Annotated in this window: 17 protein-coding genes; 11 read left to right on the top strand and 6 right to left on the bottom strand. The window is 43.0% G+C overall.

The features are described 5' to 3' along the window. Nucleotides 1-113: 113 nt before the first annotated feature. From Xbud_RS05825 to pspA, 5 genes are all read right to left on the bottom strand, one after another. Nucleotides 114-1,217 (bottom strand): YcjF family protein, encoded by a 1,104-nt coding sequence (locus Xbud_RS05825; protein WP_099135180.1) that lies wholly within the window; start codon nt 1,215-1,217, stop codon nt 114-116. Beyond that, nucleotides 1,214-2,611, bottom strand: coding sequence for a YcjX family GTP-binding protein (locus Xbud_RS05820; RefSeq protein WP_099135179.1), 1,398 nt, complete (start codon nt 2,609-2,611; stop codon nt 1,214-1,216). Before Xbud_RS05820 ends, Xbud_RS05825 begins: the two co-directional genes overlap by 4 nt. Before the next feature lie 239 nt (nt 2,612-2,850). After that, nucleotides 2,851-3,210 carry an envelope stress response membrane protein PspC gene (gene pspC / locus Xbud_RS05815; protein WP_099135178.1) on the bottom strand — a complete coding sequence of 120 codons (360 nt, stop codon included), beginning with the start codon at nt 3,208-3,210 and terminating at the stop codon, nt 2,851-2,853. Then, entirely contained in the window at nt 3,210-3,431 is a 222-nt protein-coding gene (gene pspB / locus Xbud_RS05810; RefSeq protein WP_099135177.1) for an envelope stress response membrane protein PspB, read from the bottom strand. Before pspB ends, pspC begins: the two co-directional genes overlap by 1 nt. Nucleotides 3,432-3,475: 44 nt before the next feature. Next, nucleotides 3,476-4,147: a phage shock protein PspA gene (gene pspA / locus Xbud_RS05805; RefSeq protein ID WP_099135176.1), complete on the bottom strand. Its 672-nt coding sequence runs from the start codon at nt 4,145-4,147 to the stop codon at nt 3,476-3,478. A 228-nt stretch (nt 4,148-4,375) separates the two neighbouring features. Here pspA and pspF point away from each other — a divergent pair, with 228 nt between their 5' ends. The 7 genes from pspF (at nt 4,376) to fabI (ending at nt 12,057) form a co-directional block, all read left to right on the top strand. Next, entirely contained in the window at nt 4,376-5,404 is a 1,029-nt protein-coding gene (gene pspF, locus Xbud_RS05800; RefSeq protein WP_099135175.1) for a phage shock protein operon transcriptional activator, read from the top strand. Between the two features lie 331 nt (nt 5,405-5,735). Further along, complete coding sequence (gene sapA / locus Xbud_RS05790) at nt 5,736-7,466, top strand: ABC transporter substrate-binding protein SapA (RefSeq protein ID WP_099135174.1); 1,731 nt, start codon at nt 5,736-5,738, stop codon at nt 7,464-7,466. Further along, complete coding sequence (sapB, locus tag Xbud_RS05785; RefSeq protein WP_099135173.1) at nt 7,463-8,428, top strand: putrescine export ABC transporter permease SapB; 966 nt, start codon at nt 7,463-7,465, stop codon at nt 8,426-8,428. The genes sapA and sapB overlap by 4 nt, the downstream gene beginning before the upstream one ends. Then, complete coding sequence (gene sapC, locus Xbud_RS05780) at nt 8,415-9,302, top strand: putrescine export ABC transporter permease SapC (RefSeq protein ID WP_099135172.1); 888 nt, start codon at nt 8,415-8,417, stop codon at nt 9,300-9,302. The genes sapB and sapC overlap by 14 nt, the downstream gene beginning before the upstream one ends. Beyond that, on the top strand, nt 9,302-10,294 hold the full coding sequence (gene sapD / locus Xbud_RS05775) for a putrescine export ABC transporter ATP-binding protein SapD (protein WP_099135171.1): 993 nt from the start codon (nt 9,302-9,304) through the stop codon (nt 10,292-10,294). Before sapC ends, sapD begins: the two co-directional genes overlap by 1 nt. Further along, a complete protein-coding gene (gene sapF / locus Xbud_RS05770; RefSeq protein ID WP_099135170.1) occupies nt 10,295-11,104 on the top strand; it encodes a putrescine export ABC transporter ATP-binding protein SapF in 810 nt (269 codons plus the stop codon). A 164-nt stretch (nt 11,105-11,268) separates the two neighbouring features. Continuing rightward, nucleotides 11,269-12,057 carry an enoyl-ACP reductase FabI gene (fabI, locus tag Xbud_RS05765; RefSeq protein WP_099135169.1) on the top strand — a complete coding sequence of 263 codons (789 nt, stop codon included), beginning with the start codon at nt 11,269-11,271 and terminating at the stop codon, nt 12,055-12,057. A gap of 291 nt (nt 12,058-12,348) precedes the next feature. Here fabI and Xbud_RS05760 read toward each other — a convergent pair whose 3' ends face one another. Further along, nucleotides 12,349-13,362 (bottom strand): helix-turn-helix transcriptional regulator, encoded by a 1,014-nt coding sequence (locus Xbud_RS05760; protein ID WP_244589861.1) that lies wholly within the window; start codon nt 13,360-13,362, stop codon nt 12,349-12,351. Between the two features lie 265 nt (nt 13,363-13,627). Between Xbud_RS05760 and Xbud_RS05755 the strand changes: the two genes are divergently transcribed. Genes Xbud_RS05755 through Xbud_RS05740 form a run of 4 tightly spaced genes read left to right on the top strand, consistent with a single transcriptional unit; the run spans nt 13,628 to nt 20,441 of the window. After that, nucleotides 13,628-15,625 carry a TonB-dependent receptor gene (locus tag Xbud_RS05755; RefSeq protein ID WP_099135168.1) on the top strand — a complete coding sequence of 666 codons (1,998 nt, stop codon included), beginning with the start codon at nt 13,628-13,630 and terminating at the stop codon, nt 15,623-15,625. Continuing rightward, on the top strand, nt 15,622-16,869 hold the full coding sequence (locus Xbud_RS05750; RefSeq protein ID WP_099135167.1) for an MFS transporter: 1,248 nt from the start codon (nt 15,622-15,624) through the stop codon (nt 16,867-16,869). Before Xbud_RS05755 ends, Xbud_RS05750 begins: the two co-directional genes overlap by 4 nt. Continuing rightward, nucleotides 16,859-18,673, top strand: a complete 1,815-nt coding sequence (locus Xbud_RS05745) for an ABC transporter ATP-binding protein (protein WP_099135166.1) — start codon at nt 16,859-16,861, stop codon at nt 18,671-18,673. Before Xbud_RS05750 ends, Xbud_RS05745 begins: the two co-directional genes overlap by 11 nt. After that, nucleotides 18,660-20,441 carry an ABC transporter ATP-binding protein gene (locus Xbud_RS05740; RefSeq protein ID WP_099135165.1) on the top strand — a complete coding sequence of 594 codons (1,782 nt, stop codon included), beginning with the start codon at nt 18,660-18,662 and terminating at the stop codon, nt 20,439-20,441. The genes Xbud_RS05745 and Xbud_RS05740 overlap by 14 nt, the downstream gene beginning before the upstream one ends. Nucleotides 20,442-20,473: the final 32 nt, after the last annotated feature.

Raw genomic sequence — 20,473 nt, 5'->3', positions numbered from 1 at the left:
TATTACTCGTTACTGTGCAATAGATGAAGCCCCTTGTCAGCTAAAGTTGACAATAAAGCAAAGTGTCAAATTTAAATGACAGTCGCTTCTATTTGGTTACGATTTCTAGTTGGTTACAATCCCGTTTTTTTGGTTTCACTTTTGGACTTAGTCGCCAACGTATTTTTAAGCTGGTTAATCAGCTGATAACGGAAATCCCCCAATTTGGGTTTATTGTCATCAATCCAGGGTAAAGGACGACATAGCTCCATTGCCTTAATTCCCAAACGAGCCGTAAGCAACCCTGCTCCAATACCCTGCGCAGCACGGGCTGAAAGCCGGGCAGCAATATCCTGCGATAACCAATCCATTCCCACTTCTCTGACCAAATCTGACGCACCCGCAAAGGCAATATTCAGCAATACCAGCCGAAACAAACGAATACGACTGAAATACCCCAATTCAATTCCATATATTGCCGCAATCCGGTTAATAAGACGAATATTTCGCCATGCAATGAAGGCCATATCCACCACAGCAAGTGGACTGACAGCGATCATCAGTGCAGATTCTGCCGCCGAACGACGGATCTCTTTTTTGGCCTGCTCATCCAGAACAGGTTGAACCAGCTTGCTGTATAACATAACTATCTCACGGTCATTGTGAGTTTCATGCACAGCAGTCTGCCAACGTTGCAAAGCCGGATGTTGTTGCCCTATACCTGCTTGTTCTGCCAATTTTTCACAAAATTGGCGTCCTTTGCTAATGCCATGACTTTGTAATAATGTTTTGGCGATATCGCGCTCTTCTGTCCGCTGACGTAAACGATAAAGACGACGCCATTCGCTGATTACACCACCTATTCCCGCAAAGATAATCAAACTGCCTGCGGCTGCTACGCCCAACGCAATCCAATTCTGTTGTTGCCATGACTGGTATATCCACTGAATAAACTGGGCAATAACACTGACTCCCAATAATAGCACTGCGCCAGAAAAAACTTTTCTCCACAAGCTGCGCTTAGGCTTCAATGCTGCATTAACAGCTCCTTCAAATTCACTTTCCTGCTCCTCAGCATTCAATTCAGGCATAGCCGGATAGAATTCGTTCTCCTGTTCATTGAATTCTTTTTGGGATTTCAGAGAAGGTTCTGATGATGTTGATAAAAGATTATCAAAATCGACTCTTGGTTTTAAGGAACCAGATCCCTTTGGCTCCGTCTTCAAGGAATCCGTCATGTCAGTTTGTCTCCTAATAAAAACTCCATCGCACTGTCCATGCGGATATGAGGTAACGGCTCATCAATATTAACTTGTCTTGGCCGAAATGACTCAAAACTGAAACCCTGCTTTTGCCAAAAAGCATTGTCAGGCAAACGTTGTGGCACTTCCCCCGGAAAAAATGTCAATAACTTATCATCTGACAAACGGTTTCCCTTGATAGCCGGGATCTTTTCTCCCTCATGCACCACAATACCACTTTCAGTTGCCTGAACTGACGCAAGACCAACACAATCCATACTGATCCCTTCAAATGCAGCATTCTGCCATGCTTCATGTACAAGTTGCTGGAGAAGGGAAACAAGATTGGCATGTTGATCCGCTGTGACATGATCCGCTTTGCTGGCTGCAAACATTAACTTGTCAATGCAAGGCGAAAATAAACGGCGAAATAGCGTCCGTTTGCCATAATGAAAACTCTGCATTAGTTGTGTCAGCGCCAGACGCATATCGTTAAAGGCGTGTGGGCCACTGTTTAATGGCTGCAAACAATCAACCAGAACAATTTGCCTATCAAAACGAAGGAAGTGTTCTTTATAAAAATCCTTTACGATGTGATTGCAGTAGTACGTAAACCGTTCACGCAGCATACCAATATTGGTATTTTTATCCGCTTTAAGTAGTTGAGGCTCTCCGATTCGATCAATATCCGGCCAGGGAAAAAATTGCAGTGCAGGTGCTCCCGTCAAATCTCCCGGTAAGATAAAACGCCCCGGCTGAATGAAATGTAGCCCCTCTGTTTTACACTGATGTAAATAATCCGTATAAGCCTGCGCAATTCTGGCCAACAGATTTTCATCGGCAGGTGCTAGTGGGTCACACTGTTTACATAATGCCAACCACGGTTCGGCCCAGCTTAACCTTTCACCTTTCAATAATCCGTTCATCTGCCATGACCATGCCAGATAACTCTGTTCCAGCATGGGTAAATCCAATAACCACTCTCCCGGATAATCGACAATTTCCAGATAAAGGGTGGAGGTTTCTTTGAGATAACGAAATAAAGAATCTTTTGAACGATAACGCAGAGCAAGACGGATTTCACTTACTCCCCGGGTCGGAATTGGCCAATAAGGCGGTATGTTATGCAACGCGGCAATGTTTTCATCATAGGTAAAACGGGGAACACCAAAATCCCGCTGGGGTACTCGTTTCACACCTAATAAACGCCCATCACGTACAGTTGAAAACAGCGGTAACCTGACACCATTGTGAACATGCAGAAGCTGATTGACCAAAGAAGTAATAAATGCTGTTTTCCCACTACGGCTTAATCCTGTTACTGCCAGCCGTAAATGGCGATCGATTCCACGATTAACAAGTGCCGTCAGTTCATTTTGCAATCGTTTCATGTTTCTCCTGAATTAGACACTATAACATTGTTTATGCCTGCCATATTTCAATAAAGACATCTCCAATGTCGTCCATTTTTATCATGACTTGTTTATTATGGCTTTGATTTTCCGAATAGGTGAATTCCCTCACCCAACCCAATGGGTGAGAGATAATGGGCGAGGGATTGCAGCCGGAGCAACCTTTAGATCTCTGCCAATAATTCAAGTTGCCTCACTGAAAATCTATCCGGCATCGCTTAAAGCTGGCGAAAGCGGCTGCGCACATTATAGGTATCAGAAGTAACATAACGTTCCATTTGGCGCAGACGTTCTTCCCCTGCCCGCAATTGGTAGTCAACTTCATCCAACATTTTTCGGGTTGATGGTGCCCGGTTTTCCTCTGCCTGATATCCCGTAGGTGCGGGATCTAACACAAAGGTCAGGATAATGTAGGCCAATACTGTTATGCCAAATAATCCAAAGAATAGTGACAATATTGTCATGGTACGGATGAGCGCAACTGGGACACCAAAATAGTGCGCTAACCCGGCACACACGCCTTTAATCACTCCCTGTTCTGGCAAACGGTAAAGTTTTCCACGGTAAGAGTTAGACATTATGACTGTCTCCAGTTTGGATGTTCTGCATCAAGAATATCTTCCAGCGTTTTGATTCGCTCCTGCATACGCCGGGCATTTTCTGCCAGCTGCTCCAAACGTTGAATTTCATTGTTCTCTAATTTACCGCGATTCTGGTGGCTGTAATGCAGCCATAACCAGATGGGTAACACAAAGAGTACAAACAGGATCAGTGGGATCCCCAGAAATATATTGGCCATTACCTTTCCTTAGTTGTAAATGGAAGTGCAAATAACATTTGCTATCACAGTGAATCTTTCGCACTCATTTTAGCCTTGAGTGCAGCAAGCTGTGCACTAATTTCATCATCCGCTTTCAATTCTGCAAACTGCTGTTCCAGTGATTGTTTTTTCCCCAGACCAACAGCTTCCGCTTCTGCTTCCATGTGGTCAATTCTGCGCTCAAACTGCTCGAAACGTGCCATGGCTTCATCAATTTTACCGCTGTCTAACTGACGACGTACTTCACGGGAAGAAGCCGCCGCCTGATGACGCAAAGTCAAAGATTGTTGTCTTGCCCTCGCTTCTGTCAATTTGTTTTCCAGTTCAGCAATTTCTCCTTTGATACGGTCAAACGTTTCATCCAGAATAGACAGTTCGTTTTTCAGCGTTTCAACCAATTGGCTGACTTTTTGTTTTTCAATCAAGGCGGCACGAGCCAGGTCTTCTTTATCTTTACTCAATGCCAATACGGCTTTTTCCTGCCAACCTTCAATTTGACTTTCTCCGGTGCTGATACGGCGCAGAAGCTGCTTTTTCTCAGCCAATGTACGGGCAGATGTTGAACGTATCTCCACCAGCGTATCTTCCATCTCCTGAATCATCAAGCGGATCATTTTTTGTGGATCTTCTGCTTTATCCAGCAAAGAAGAGATATTAGCGTTAACGATATCAGCAAAACGAGAAAAAATACCCATAGTCATAAACCTCTTTCATTAGAATATATGTATGTTATGCCTGTGTACTGTTAAGTAAGATACAGAGTAAGGCATTCAGTTAAATACAAGATACGTGCCAACTTTTATATCTCAATTATCATATTGAAATATATCGTTTAATTTTCATTTGATTTTTTCTTACAATGTTTTAATGTAGTCAAATCAACCAGTAATTGGCTAAAAACACCATCTATTAGTGGAAAAATTATGAATCAGTTCACTGATAACCTATTAGGGGAAGCAAACAATTTTATTGAGATTTTGGAACAAGTCTCTGAATTGGCAAAATTAAATAAACCTGTTTTGGTTTTGGGAGAACGAGGAACAGGTAAAGAGCTAATTGCCCGCCGTTTGCACTATCTTTCTCCCAGGTGGCAAGGCCCTTTTATTTCACTGAACTGTGCCGCCCTCAACGAAAATTTACTGGATTCAGAGCTTTTTGGTCATGAAGCTGGTGCTTTTACCGGTGCCCGTTCGAAGCATCTGGGGCGTTTTGAACGGGCCGATGGCGGAACACTGTTTCTTGACGAACTTGCTACTGCTCCAATGCAAGTACAAGAAAAGCTATTAAGGGTCATTGAGTATGGATATTTTGAACGCGTGGGAGGCAGCCAAGCCTTACAAGTTGATGTCCGGCTGATCTGTGCCACCAATGAAGATTTACCTGCTATGGCAGCTCATGGAAAATTCAGGGCTGACTTGCTCGACAGGCTGGCATTTGATGTTGTCAACATCCCTCCATTGCGCCAAAGACATCAAGATATTATGTTACTGGCACAACACTTTGCCATTCAAATGTGTCAGGAATTAAGCCTTTCTTTCTTTCCGGGATTTACCGAACAAGCCAAACAGCAGTTACTTGATTATCATTGGCCCGGCAATGTTCGTGAATTGAAAAATGTTATAGAGCGCTCTATCTACCGCCATGGAGATAATCAAAATGAATTAAATACTGTTATTATCAATCCTTTTTCAACATCACCAATATCTTCATCTTCCGCACAAACGGTGTCAGATAAGACCTCCAACCATAATGTAGCCAGTGACTATTTTCTTCCCGATTTACCTCTCGATTTAAGACAATGGCAAAATGACTGTGAAAAGCGACTGATTATACAAGCAATAACAGAAAGCCAATACAGCCAGAAAAAAGCGGCTGAAAAACTCAACCTGACATACCATCAATTACGTGGGTTAATCAAAAAACATCACATCAATATCCATGTTATGGATTAAAAATTATCGGCTATTTATGGGTTAGTTTTGGGCTATAAAAGAAAAAATGCAGAAGGTTGTGCAGATAAAAAAATAGCCAGCACCCGAGCTGGCTAATAATAAAAATACTGGAAGCAATGTGAGCAATGTCATGCTTGTTGAGACAACAGACTGGGGTCATGAAATACATCTCAACAGCACGATGAGAATGATAATGCTTATCAATAGTGATTGTAAAGTATTTTATTGAGAATTTTTCTCACTATCGTGATCTACCCATTGTTTTTGAGCAAGAAGGGTTAGTTAAGCTACAATAGCCAGACTTTTTCCCATAACTGATCTGATGTTTCATATGCGCTATTTGATTTACTGGATCATATTATTGTTTTCAGCATCCACTCCGGCTGCTGAGATAGCAATTCCAGAAACGACTAAAGCTACTGCCAAAGTGGCTCATGGACATATATCAGAAGGTATATCCTATGTTCCGGCAGCCCTGCGGCGGAATGGTTTTATTTATTGCGTCAACGGTAACCTGAATACCTTTAACCCCCAAATGGCTATTAGCGGCCTGACCGTAGATACTCTGGCCGCCCAGATTTATGATCGCCTGCTGGGAGTAGATCCTCTGACTTATCGTTTAATGCCAGAATTAGCTTCTCGCTGGGAAGTAAGGGATAACGGAGCAACATACCGTTTTTACCTGCGTCATAATGTTGCTTTTCAGTCAACTGCCTGGTTTACTCCGACCCGTATGATGAATGCTGATGATGTTATCTTCAGCTTCCGCCGTTTATTCGACAAAACGCACTATTATCATTATATCAACGGTGGGCATTACCCCTATTTTGATAGTTTACAGTTTGGTGATTCCGTTCAGGATATCCGAAAAATAGATACATATACTGTCGAGTTCCGCCTGAACGCCCCTGATGCTTCTTTTCTCTGGCATTTAGCCACTCATTATTCTCCTATATTATCTGCGGAATATGGGCAGAAACTGTATAGCACAAACAGAGAGGAACAAATTGACTGGCAGCCCGTCGGGACAGGGCCATTCATGCTGGAAGATTATCAGATGGGGCAATATATCCGTCTTGTCCGGCATGATAATTATTGGAAAGGTAAGCCATTGATGGAACAATTCGTTGTAGATACTGGAGCGGGTGGTACAGGCAGGATATCCAAATTACTCACTGGTGAATGTGACGTATTGGCCTACCCAACGGCTAACCAATGGAGCTTACTCCATAATGATCCAAACTTGCGCCTGACCTTACGTTCAGGGATGAATATTGCCTATCTTGCATTCAATACCAGTAAACCGCCATTAGATAAACTGGAAGTGCGTCAGGCCATTGCATATGCCATTAATAACCAAAGATTGATGCGAACTATCTATTATGGTACGGCTGAAACCGCGGCATCTATTTTACCAAGAGCATCATGGGCTTATGATAATCGGGCTGAAATCACCGAATATAATCCGGCAAAAGCCCGCAAGATCCTGCATAAATTGGGTTTAACTGGACTGGAGCTGACATTATGGGTGCCAACCACTTCACAACCCTATAACCCAAGTCCTTTGAAAATGGCGGAGTTGATTCAAGCAGATCTGGCACATGTCGGTATTAACATGTCTATCCGCTCTGTTGAAGGCCGTTTTCAGGAAAACCAATTAATGGACAAAACCCATGATATGACGTTAGCGGGTTGGTCTACTGACAGTAACGATCCCGATAGTTTTTTCCGCCCGCTTTTTAGTTGTGCAGCTATCGCATCTCAAACAAATTTGAGCCGCTGGTGTGATCCGACTTTTGATAATGCAATCCACCAGGCACTGTTAGATCAACAACTCGCGTCACGTATCAAAAGTTATCATATTGCACAGCAAATCCTTGCCCAACAATTACCTGTATTACCATTAGCCTATCCAATGAGATCACAGATATTTCGCTATGATATTAAAGGATTAGTTCTGAGTCCTTTTGGCAATAGCTCCTTTGCCGGTGTTTACCGAGAGCAGGAACACTATATATCTACTGAACTTACGCCGGCTAAAAACGAAAAGGGAAGCAAATGATTATTTATATTCTGCGTCGTTTGCTATTGCTGGTTGTGACGTTATTTTTTCTCTCATTAATCAGCTTTAGTCTGGTGTATTTTACGCCTCACGGACCTTTGAGCGGTGCATCACTGATTGATGCCTATCTGTTCTATTTTCACGGCCTGCTACAGTGGGATTTTGGCATTTCCAGCATTAATGGTGAGAGAATTGTTGAACAACTGTATGATGTATTTCCGGCAACTCTTGAACTTTGCCTGCTTTCATTCACTCTGGCGTTATTAATTGGTATCCCTTTAGGGATTATTGCTGGTGTATGGCGGAATAAAAAGGCAGATAAAATTATCAGCACGCTTGCACTGTTTGGTTTTTCTATTCCAGTGTTCTGGCTGGCTTTACTACTCACTCTCTTATTTTCACTACATTTAGGTTGGTTACCAATATCAGGAAGGATTGACTTGCTGTACCGGATGGAACCCGTAACAGGTTCAGCACTAATTGATGCCTGGTTATCAAAAAGCCCTCATCGTAATGAAATGATCATGAATGTCATCCTGCACATGATCTTACCTGTTATCACACTGTCAGTTGCTCCGATGACTGATGTTATTCGCTTGATGCGTAATAGTGCGGAAGAGGTTTCAGCATCCAACTATATAAGATCTGCTTCCATTCGTGGCTTATCAAGACTGACGATTATCCGTCGTCATTTACTGCATAATGCCCTGCCTCCCATTATCCCCAAGCTGGGATTACAATTCTCAACCATGCTCACATTAGCCATGGTCACAGAACAAGTCTTCAATTGGCCTGGATTAGGACGTTGGCTCATCAGTGCCATTCGTCAGCAGGATTATTCGACTATCTCTGCGGGGGTGATGATAATAGGAACTTTAGTTATTTCAGTTAACGTGCTGACAAATATTATTGGCGCGATGGCTAATCCCTTAAAACATAAGGAATGGTATGCCCTTAGATAATTTTTACCGTGAAAAGAAAACGCCTTCACCCCTAAAAGTTATCTGGCGTTTTTTCTATGCTGACGCACTGGCAATGACGGGTTTCTATGGCGTACTGATTTTAATTGTCTTAAGTCTTTTCGGTAGCTATATTGCTCCATATCAGCTTGATCAGCAATTTATCGACCAGTTAATGCCCCCTTCGTGGTCACATTACGGTAATGTTGCCTTTTTTCTTGGCACAGATGATCTTGGGCGGGATATTTTCAGTCGATTATTGATTGGCACTTCTTCTACTTTTGGTGCGGCATTGGTTGTGACTACGGCAGCAGCCATTGTCGGATTATTTATCGGCAGCCTTGCTGGGATAACACATGGGTTGAAGTCTGCAATTCTGAACCACATTCTTGACACCTTACTTTCTATTCCCTCACTGCTATTGACCATCATTGTAGTTGCTTTTGTGGGAGCCAGCCTGCAACATGCGATGATTGCTATCTGGCTGGCCTTATTACCAAGGATCGTGCGGACCATTTACACCGCTGTGCATGACGAGTTGGATAAAGAATATATCATTTCTGCCCGTTTGGATGGCGCTTCAAATTATCATATTTTACGTTATGCCGTTTTTCCGAATATTACTGCTGTGATAGTCAGTGAATTAACACGTACTTTCTCTATTGCCATCCTTGATATTGCAGCTTTAGGTTTTCTCAATCTTGGCGCACAATTGCCATTACCTGAATGGGGAGCTATGCTCGGTGGATCACTGGAATTAATCTACACTGCCCCCTGGACAGTGATGTTACCCGGTGTGGCGATTATGCTCAGCGTCCTGCTGGTTAACTTACTTGGTGATGGCCTGCACCGTGCTATTAATGCAGGAGTCGAATAATGCCGTTACTCGATATCCGTAATCTTACAATTGAATTCATGACGGCAGAAGGCCCTGTCAAAGCCGTTGACAGGATGAGTATTTCGTTAACAGAAGGTGAAATACTCGGACTGGCCGGTGAATCAGGTTCTGGTAAAAGCCTGATCGCCAAGGCTATTTGTGGTGTCACAAAAGATAACCTTACAGTTACCGCAGATCGTTTCCGCTTCAATGATATTGATTTATTACGCCTGACACCAAAACAGCGCCGTAAAATCATTGGTCACAATATTTCAATGATATTTCAAGAACCCCAATCATGCCTCGATCCATCGGAGAGTATTGGTAAACAACTTATTCAATCTATTCCCGGCTGGACGTTTAAAGGTCGTTGGTGGCAACGATTTAACTGGAAAAAACGCCGTGCTATTGAATTGCTCCATCGGGTGGGCATCAAAGATCACCATGACATTATGAACTCTTATCCCTATGAGTTAACTGATGGAGAGTGTCAAAAAGTGATGATTGCCATTGCGCTTGCCAATCAGCCAAGATTGCTGATTGCCGATGAACCGACCAATGCAATGGAGCCAACAACGCAGGCCCAAATATTCCGTTTGCTATCGAGTCTGAATCAAAACAACAACATGACGATTTTGTTAATTAGCCATGATTTGCAAATAATGAGTAAATTAGTAAAGCGCATCAACGTGTTATATTGTGGTCAAACGGTGGAAAGTGCTACACCTGATGAGCTGCTGGTAACTCCTCGTCATCCTTATACACAGGCATTGATTCGTTCAATTCCTGACTTCGATAGCCCACTACCCCATAAAAGTCGCCTGAACACCCTACCCGGTGTGATTCCATCATTGGAACATTTGCCGATTGGGTGCCGGCTGGGGCCTCGTTGCTCTTATGCCCAGAAGACCTGTATTGAAACGCCACGATTGCGGGGGGTCAAAAGTCATACCTTTGCTTGTCACTTCCCCTTGAACATGGAGGAACAATAAGTGGTCAAGACATTATTGGAAGTTAAAAACCTGACGAAAACGTTCCGTTATCGTGCCGGATTTTTCCGCCGCCATCATCTTAATGCCGTGAAACCCGTAAGTTTTACTTTGCAACCCAGCAAAACACTGGCGATCATCGGAGAAAATGGCTCAGGCAAATCTACACTGGCCAGAATGCTGTCAGGGGTTATCGAACCTACAGCAGGTGAGATATTGATCAACAACCATAAACTGGTTTACGGGGATTATAGTTATCGTAGCCAGCTCATCCGCATGATTTTTCAAGATCCCAGTACGTCATTAAATCCTCGTCAACGGATTGGTCAAATTCTGGATATGCCTTTAATCCTGAATACGAAACTCTCTCCTTCTGAACGGGAAAAACGCATCAATCAGACATTACGCCAAGTCGGGCTGTTGCCCGATCATGCCAATTATTACCCACACATGCTGGCTTCAGGTCAGAAGCAACGTGTGGCACTGGCACGAGCACTAATATTACAACCACAAATTATTGTTGCTGATGAAGCATTAGCTTCTCTTGATATGTCTATGCGTTCCCAGATTATTAATCTGATGCTGGAATTACAGGAGAAACATGGTATTGCCTACATATATGTCACCCAACACCTCGGTATGATGAAACACATCAGTGATCAGGTGTTAGTCATGCATCAGGGGGAAGTCGTAGAGCGCGGTAATACTGCCGAAGTGCTGGCGTCTCCATTACATGATATTACACGCAAGATGATAGCCAGCCATTTTGGCGAACCTCTGTCCGCCGAAGCATGGAGACAGGATATCACTTGATTTTATCACTGATCGGAACAGCAGTGGAAACTCACCACATTTTTTTCCAGCGTGGTAGAATCATACCCGTTTATTAACAATGATACCCTAGTTATAGTGAGTATATTATTATTCCACAATATTAACTTTGGTATTTTGATCATTAAGAACAATAAGGAACTGCTATGGGTTTCATGACCGGCAAGCGCATTCTAATCACTGGCGTCGCCAGTAAACTGTCTATTGCCTATGGAATTGCTAAGGCAATGCACGATCAAGGTGCTGAACTGGCTTTTACCTACCAAAATGACAAATTGAAACCTCGTGTCGAAGAATTCGCTGCATCACTGAATTCGAACATCGTTCTGCCATGCGACGTGGCTAAAGATGAAAGTATCGACACATTGTTCGCTGAACTAGGTAAAGTATGGCCGAAATTCGACGGTTTTGTTCACTCTATCGGCTATGCACCTGCTGAACAACTTGACGGCGATTATGTCAATGCCGTCAATCGCGAAGGCTTCAAAATTGCACATGATATCAGTGCATACAGCTTTGTTGCGTTGGCAAAAGCCTGTCGCAGCATGTTGAATCCTGACTCTGCCCTGCTTACCTTAAGCTATTTAGGTGCAGAGCGCGCAATCCCTAACTACAACGTTATGGGGTTAGCAAAAGCGTCTCTGGAAGCAAACGTACGTTACATGGCAAATGCGATGGGCGCTGAAGGTATTCGTGTTAATGGTATTTCCGCAGGCCCAATCCGCACTCTGGCCGCATCTGGTATCAAGGACTTCCGCAAGATGCTGGCACACTGTGAATCTGTCACACCTATCCGTCGTACCGTTACCACAGAAGATGTAGGTAATGCTGCTGCATTCCTGTGCTCTAACCTGGCTGGCGGTATTACTGGTGAGATCCTGCATGTTGATGGCGGATTCAGCATCGCTGCTATGAATGAACTGGAATTGAAATAATTTCGGTAAATTTTTGATATAATGAGATAAGTTAAGAGAGAGTATTATCTCTGAACTTATCTCTTCTTTCCTGATAATTAGATTATTCCGGTTGTACTATGGTCACGAATTTCAGTCCAAATTTCATTGGTATTAGAGTTTTGTCGAAAAAGTGAGAGCTTAAAAATGATCTGTCTGTCGAATTCAGAGATTTCACACTTTTAAAAAAGGACTTGTTTTCTTGAACTCAAATAGTTACCAAATAAGAATACTATAATATCAATCAACAAATTGTTGTCACAATCAAACCTGCTATTGACCTCCTACTGCAATATATTCTGTCATTATTGTATGATTCACAGCATATTTCGCCTGCCATGCTTTCGGATTGATCAGATAATGTTGCCGAAAACGTTTAGAAAAATGGCTTGGACTGGAATAACCTACTGCTGTAGCAACTTCAATAACACTCATCCCTTTTTTCAATAAATCTTCTGCCGTGATCATACGAACATTTTCCAGATATTGATGGAAGGTACGAAAAACAACCGCACGGAATCCCTCTTTTAATTTCCGCTCATTCAAACCTACTGCTCTTGATAATGATTTTATTGTCCAAGGGTAATGATAGTCGTTATTAATTATTTTTATTGCATTGTAAACAGCTCGACGCTGTAAGCCGTTAATCGCATTATATTGGCAATCATAAACTTGAGCCGTCACACACGCGAGAATTTCTAATGCTTTTGCCTTTAAATAAATCTTGCGGACATTACCATTTAATTGACATTCTTCTATTTGATTAACTATCTGCATAAATGGCGGATGAATAGGACCAGCCATCATTAATACATTACTGTAACTAACATTTTTTTCAAAACTAGTCGCTAATTTGGTAAAAGATGGCAATTCCTGAGCTTCAATTTCGTTCAGAGAAAAACGAATATCAAGAATATGCCATTTTCCACTACCAAAAAAATTCATACCTCGTGTTTTTTTAGGGGAATAGAAAAATATCATTGTTCCCGGATTAATATCTAAAATATCGCCGTTTTCAATCGCCATTTTTCCTTTCCCACTTAGAACAAAAGCAATTGATACCGTTGGTGGCCCTTCACAATATTCTGTTAAATCTTTGTTAAGATCGAGACGAATACGGTTTATATGAATTCCGTCAGATAATTCCTCAGTAAGTAACGGGGGATTTATATTATTTTCCACCACCTGTGGACGTATGTAATTGCAATGACCAGCAGTGAAAATGCACAATTTCTCGCTATAAATCGTCTTCATGAGATCCTCTGTAAAATTAGCATCAGATTCCATTTAAAAAGCTATTTCCACAATAAAAACAGTATATTGTTCGTGCTAGATTCATTATGCTTTTATTTTATATATATATACATAATGTAAATATCACGCAATTTATCATTAATGATAATTATTATCAATAGTACGTATCGCGTTACTTTTGTCCCTATCCCGTTAGCCCTATTTCTCTATTCCTGTTAGCCTCCCTGATAAGTTTTCTTCGTTTTACCATACCTGATTTTTGTAAAACATGATTTGAAAGGGCATAATGAGTACTTATATGAAAAAAAAATATGCTAATGCGTCTGTCTTATGTTGCTTAATTACACCCGTAGTCTGGGCGGAACATACATCTGAAGCGAAAGAAGATGTTTTGATCGTGACGGCTAACAAACAGAAGGAAGCATTAAATAAAATTAATGGCAGCATTTTGGTTAAAACTGGCGAAGAACTTGAGCAAGCGGGAATTACCCAAGTGCAGGATCTTGAACGTGCCTTCCCCGGTTTACAAATTCGCTCTCGCGGTAACCGAACCTATTCGGCAACCACAATCCGCGGTATCAGTTCACCTGACTATTATTCACCTTCCGTTCGAATTTATGTTGATGGTGTTCCTCAGGATCATCAATTCCTAACACAAGAATTAATTAATGTAGAACGCGTAGAATTATTACGTGGCCCTCAAGGCACTTTATACGGCAGGAACGCCCAAGCGGGAGTTATCAATATTGTTACCCGTTCCCCCAAAGAAGGTCCCTGGCTTAACCTGTCTGGTAATTATTCTAAATTGAAACAAGGCGGTTCCTTCAGCGGATCAACGCCTCTTATAGAAGGCATTCTTTATGGCAGTACGAGCCTACGTTGGGTAAAAGAACCTGGGCAAATTGATGCACCAAATCGTAAAAGTATTGACTCCAGTAAAACTTGGTTAGGTAAAGGCCAACTGACATTTGCGCCAGATGATTCACCTTTCAATGCTGAACTTAGCTTTGCTCACGAGGATCTCAACTCACATGAAGAGCTTTATTTAACCGACGAGCAATTCCGTCGGAAAGAGTACGATGGCCCTATTCCTGATTTAAAACGGCGAGTCAACAGTTATGCACTGAAGGCTGAATATGATTTCGGCAACAGTGCATTAACCAGTGTCACTTCCTATCAGGATCGCGATATTTTCCGTAATTTCATCGGGGGTCAATGGAAAGAGAAGCACCACGCCACAACCCAAGAACTGCGTTTAAATTCTAACTACTCAAATGGAATCACCAGTGTTCTCGGCGGTTGGTTCTCAAATGAAAATAGTAAACATCTGGTTGGTGCTTATCCTGGTTACTATAGTGATTCCCTGAACACAATTAAGACAAAATCCCTGGCACTGTTTGGTGAGGTTAAATTACCACTCGCTTCTCAATGGGATCTGACTCTTGGCGGACGTTTGTCACATGAAAAATCACAGATAGCCTATGCAGGCCGTTCTGGCATAAAGACGATCAACGCTTTTGAAAATCAAGTTTCCAACAATGAGTTTACACCTAAAGCGGCTTTGGGCTGGCAATTCACGCCTAATACCCGTTTCTATATTTCTGCCACTAAAGGTTATAAACCCGGCGGATTCAATAACATTATTTCCTCTGCTGAGGATAGAAAGCCTTACGATACCGAAACTTCAGACAATTATGAATTCGGCTGGAATAGCGCATTCTTTGATGATACCGTGACATTAAACAGCGCGATTTATTACATCTATTCAAAAGACAAACAGATCTATGTTGGACCTATTGCCATGCAATCCATTCGCAATGCCGGAAAAGCAGAAAGTAAAGGTATTGAACTGAGTAGCCAGATTAAACCAATGCAGGGGCTCAGATTTTCTCTTGGCGCTAACGTTGGTAAATCAAATTTCACTTATGCAACCGATACAACAACTGGCGTAAGTTACAACGGCAAACGTCTGCCTTATGCACCAAATGTCATGCTTAATGCAGGTATCGACTATCTGATTAAACAGACATTCTTACCAGGAAATCTCTATGTCAATGCTGGTGCCCGCCATTATTCAAAAAGCTACTTTGATGAAGCAAATACCCTTGAACAAGGTGCATATACTCTCTATGACGCTTCATTAAGTTTAGAGATGACCCATGGTGTCAATATTAAGCTTTATGGCGAAAACCTGGGCAATAAAAAGTACCGTGTTTCTAGTTTCCCGAAAGGCCATACGCTCAGTATGATGAGTAAGGGCTTGAATGTTGGGCTGGATGTGAGCATTGCACTATGACGAGCAATATTTCAAACTCCCGTCATGTTTCGTTACTACTTCTGACTTTGGCTGGTGTTTACACCATACAAAGCACCATTGGTATGTTAACGTTACAAAGCATGCCTGCGTTTCTGCGCAGTCACGGTGTAACGCCGGATAAAATAGGGTTACTTTATCTGTTAATGTTACCCTGGGCATGCAAATTTCTTTGGGCGCCGATTGTAGAGCATTATCGTAAATCAGGTTCGGGGGATACCAACCCCCGCCGCATCATGCTCTGTGGTAACATTTTAATTTTTTTCCTTTTCTGTTTAATATCATTGGCAAAACCTGCCGAACATATGCCGTTAATTATAGCGGCGCTATTTCTGATAACACTTTGCCTGACCGTCGTAGATACTACCACAGATGGTCATGCTATTGATCGGTTATCACCACAGCATCGCCCCTGGTGCAATGTCATGCAGGTTGGTGGTAGTTATCTGGGAGCAATTATCGGTAGCGGCCTGTTTTTATATCTGACCTCACTGTATGGATGGCACATTGGAGCAGGCGTATTAGCCATAGTGATTCTCTTGATGTCGCTGCCTATTTTATTCATCCGAAAAATACAGGAAAAGAGAGAACCGGATGTTTCAAAGTCTACCGCCCCCCCATCCCTCAAGATTGCATTTCGCCGTACTCCGGTTAAACAGGCATTGGTTTTAATCCTGTTATGTATGCTTGGTACACGTCTGTCACTCGGTATGCTCTCTCCATTTTTGGTCGATCGCGGAGTGGATTTAACTCAATTAGGCATTATTGCAGCCAGCGGAGGTGCATTAGCCGGATTATCTGGTGTCCTGTTTGGCGGTATTCTTGTACGTAAGTTGGGCACCATGCAAACATTAATGGGCCTTATGCTGCTTGAATGTATAGTGCTGGTGGGGATTTTTTGGATTGCCCAACAACCAAAATCCTCCGTATCTTTGCTTTCAGCAGCATACGTCTTTATCACGTTGATCACTGCGGCAAAATTTGTTGCCTTATACACCCAGATGATGTCTCTGGCAGTAGGCACCCAATCTGGTGTGGATTTTGCTGTGATGCAATCGGCAGATATGGGCATTGCGATCATCTGTTCAATGCTCGGTGGACTGCTGGTTACCAAAGCGGGCTATTCTTCCCTTTTCGCTCTCGCATCACTCTTCACCCTCGCTGGCCTGTTCTGGACACTACGCAAGTACCACGATTTCCAAAAGGAAAACATCTATGCTCAGTAACGACTCGTCTGTCCAGAATTCGCCAGAGCAACGTGCCGCTGATGCCGGCGTTCTTAAAGCATTATGGAATATGATGCGCCCATACCGTGCTCTGAATTACGTAGCTATTGCACTTGCCATTGTTTCCGCTGGCCTGCAAATTTTGCCGGCGGCAGTTGCTGGGCTGATTACTCAATCCATCTATAACAGGCAATACGACACACTCCTGAGTTATGGTGTCATGTTATTAAGTTCTACTTTTGCCGCTATGTTGACTTTCAGTGCTTCAACGTTTGTTTCTCATTTGATAGCTGCCGACGTTCAGGCTGATATTCGGCGTAATATCAGTAATAAGTTGAAGTCCGTTCCTCTGGGCTTCTTTATGCTAACTGACAGTACTGAAATCAAAAAGATAATGTTAGATGACGTCGAACAGCTCGAAGATGGGATTGCCCACATTATTCCAGAAATGTCAGCAACCCTGTTCGGCCCGCTGATCGCGGTGAGCGTCATGTTGGCTATCGATTGGCGACTGGCATTGGCGGCATTTGCTCCAACCTTAGGCGCTTGTCTACTGTTCATCTATATCCAGATGAAAGTTCAAACCACAACTCAGCGCTTTTACGCAGCCCAAAATCGCATTGCTTCGACGATGGGAGAAGTTATCAATGCAATCCCCGTAGTAAAAACCTATTCAGGCGGCAATATTGCGCTACAGCGTGCCGAAAAAGCATTTACCGCTCTGACACGTATTATCGATGTTTGGGTAGAGAAGGTGCAGGTCAAATCCAGCCGATTTTTTGTCCTATCCAGCGCCAATTTACTGTTCGTACTCCCTTTGGCGGTCTGGTTAGTTAACCGACAAGAAATCTCGATATTTGAATTTACCTTCTTTATTCTGGCTGCCATGGCGTTCGGCAATATTGCCTCCTCCATGTTCGCTGTAATGACCCGCTTGCAACAGCAAGAAGCATTAATCACACGTTATCACTGGTTAATGAACCAACCTGAACTAGCACCATGTGCTCAGAGTCACACACCTGTTGATAACAGTGTAACTTTGCAAAATGTCAGTTTCTCCTACCAAGATGAGCAGGATAATGCCTTAAATAACATCTCATTCTCCGTACCGGCCGGAAGCTCAATGGCTCTGGTCGGAGCCAGTGGTTCTGGTAAATCCACAGTAGCCAGTTTGATTGCTCGTCTTTGGGACCCGCAGCAAGGCAGAATTACTGTTGGTGGTGTTGATATCCGCAATATGGATGAACTCACCCTGCGCAATAACATCTCTTTTGTTTTTCAGCGGGTATTTCTGTTCAACGATACGGTAGCTAATAACATACGCTTGGCCCGTCCTAATGCTTCCCTGGCTGAGGTTGAAGCCGCAGCTATCGCAGCTCAAGCACACCAATTTATCCAACAGTTACCACAGGGTTACAACACAGTACTGAACAACGGTATCAGCTTATCTGTGGGAGAAAAGCAGCGTATCGCCGTTGCCGCCGCTATCCTGAAAAACGCGCCAATCCTTGTCTTGGATGAAGCGACCGCCTATGCCGATCCTGAGTGTGAAAAAGAGATGCAACAAGCACTCAACGCACTATGTCATACCCAAACAGGCCAGAATAAGACAGTGATTGTTATTGCCCATCGCCTGCCGACCATTTGTCATCTTGATCAAATAGTGGTTTTGGATAAAGGACAAATCATTGAACAAGGCATCCATGATGAACTTATCACACAGCAAGGTGCCTATGCCAAACAGTGGGCTGCTTGGCGGGGAGAAAATACCAGAACAGGAGTAAATTATCATGGGGTTATTTAATCGTCTCCAGCAACATCTGTCCCCGAAACTGCAACGGGTTTGGTTCATTGGCTTGTTATATAAGCAGCTTGATACCATAGCAATTATTGCTCAACTTGCCATCGCAGCTTGGGCTATCACACATCTGGAGGATCGTCATCTGAAAGAAGGTAGCACTGATATGCTGCCGATTATCACTCTGATATTATTAGTTATTTTATTGTTGTTGCGGTTCGCGTTTATGTCCCGCGCACTGCGTAAACTCACCATTGCCGCTTATGGATTGGGTATCGAGATCCGGCGCTCTTTACTACAACGGCTTGTGAGTATGTCGGTCGCGACAATTCGGGGCTTAAGTGCCGGAAAAATAGCGCTGACATTATCCGAGGATGTGCTATGGCAGGAAAATCAGTCAGCCTATACCACTCCACAAATCACCTGTCAGATTGTGATGCTGGCGCTCATTTATCTGGCTTTATTTTGGTTCGATTGGTTTGTGGCTGGCAGTGCGTTGTTAGTATTGATGGTTGGATTATTCATCCTGATCGCGATCCGCCAAAAACTCAATGAAATATTACGTCGACGAGCTGCTATGATGGCTGGCGTATCTGAAGCGATTGTAGAATATGCACAAGGCATGGCCTTTATCCGTGCAGCAGCAACAACCACAACGGTAGAACAACGTTTTGTCCAAGAAATTGAACAATTACGTACCGCATTCCGACGGGGAGTATTCAAAAGCATACCACTATTGAGTCTGTTCTACATCGTTATTGATACGAGTGTAGTTGTGGGAATACTGGCTGGTGCTCTACGCTTCCATGTGCCAGAAACGCTCTCAATTTCCGAAATGCTCATCACAACCCTACTATTGTTTGCCACGATTACCCCTTTACGCGGGATTATTCCCCTGATCAATGTAACTGCATTGACACAAGTGGGTGAAACGCATATTGCCGAGATAGAAACAGTTGCAACGCAAGTTTCTGGGCCATTAGCCGCACCTACTCAATATGATGTTGAAGTTAACAATATCTCATTTAGTTATCCGGGTACTAGCCAACCCGCTATCCAAAACGTTTCATTCTATGCACCACAAGGAAGTATAACTGCCATTGTGGGGCCTAGCGGCAGCGGTAAATCTACGCTGGCTTATTTATTGCTCTCTTTCTATCAGCTAGACAAAGGTGAAATTCACCTGGGTGGAAATCTCATCCATCATTATCAGACTCAGGCACTGTATGACACCGTCACAATGGTGTTTCAGGAAACCGCACTATTTCAGGATACTGTCGCGAATAATCTCCGTTTGGGGGATCCAAATGCGACTCAGTTGGAATTGGAGCAAGCTGCTCGTCTTGCCAATATTCACGACACAATTATGGCTCTGCCACAAGGATACGACACCCTTTTAGGTGTAGATGGCGGTACATTATCCGGCGGTGAACGCCAGCGTCTTGCCATTGCTCGCGCTATCTTAAAACAGTCTCCTGTTTTATTCCTGGACGAAGCAACCGCTTCACTAGATCCTGAAAATGAGCGATTGATACAAAAAGCATTTTCTTCTCTTACCGAGAATAAAACTGTCTTTGTTATCGCTCATCGATTAAGCACGATAACTCGTGCTGATCAGATATTAGTAATGGATCATGGAACCCTTTGTGATAGTGGAACCCATGACGAATTACTACAACGTTGTCCACTTTATCAATCTCTCTGGAAAAATCATCTTGGTTCAGAAGAGCATTGGCATTTGCAACCAAAACATTTATCCGAGACATCCACTTAGAAATATTCATTCCAATAAATTGTAACTCCGTT

Origin of the sequence: Xenorhabdus budapestensis, from assembly GCF_002632465.1 — a bacterium.
Classification (GTDB): domain Bacteria; phylum Pseudomonadota; class Gammaproteobacteria; order Enterobacterales; family Enterobacteriaceae; genus Xenorhabdus; species Xenorhabdus budapestensis.
Note: the sequence above shows the minus strand (reverse complement) of the source record. Positions and strands in the feature narration are given on the sequence as shown.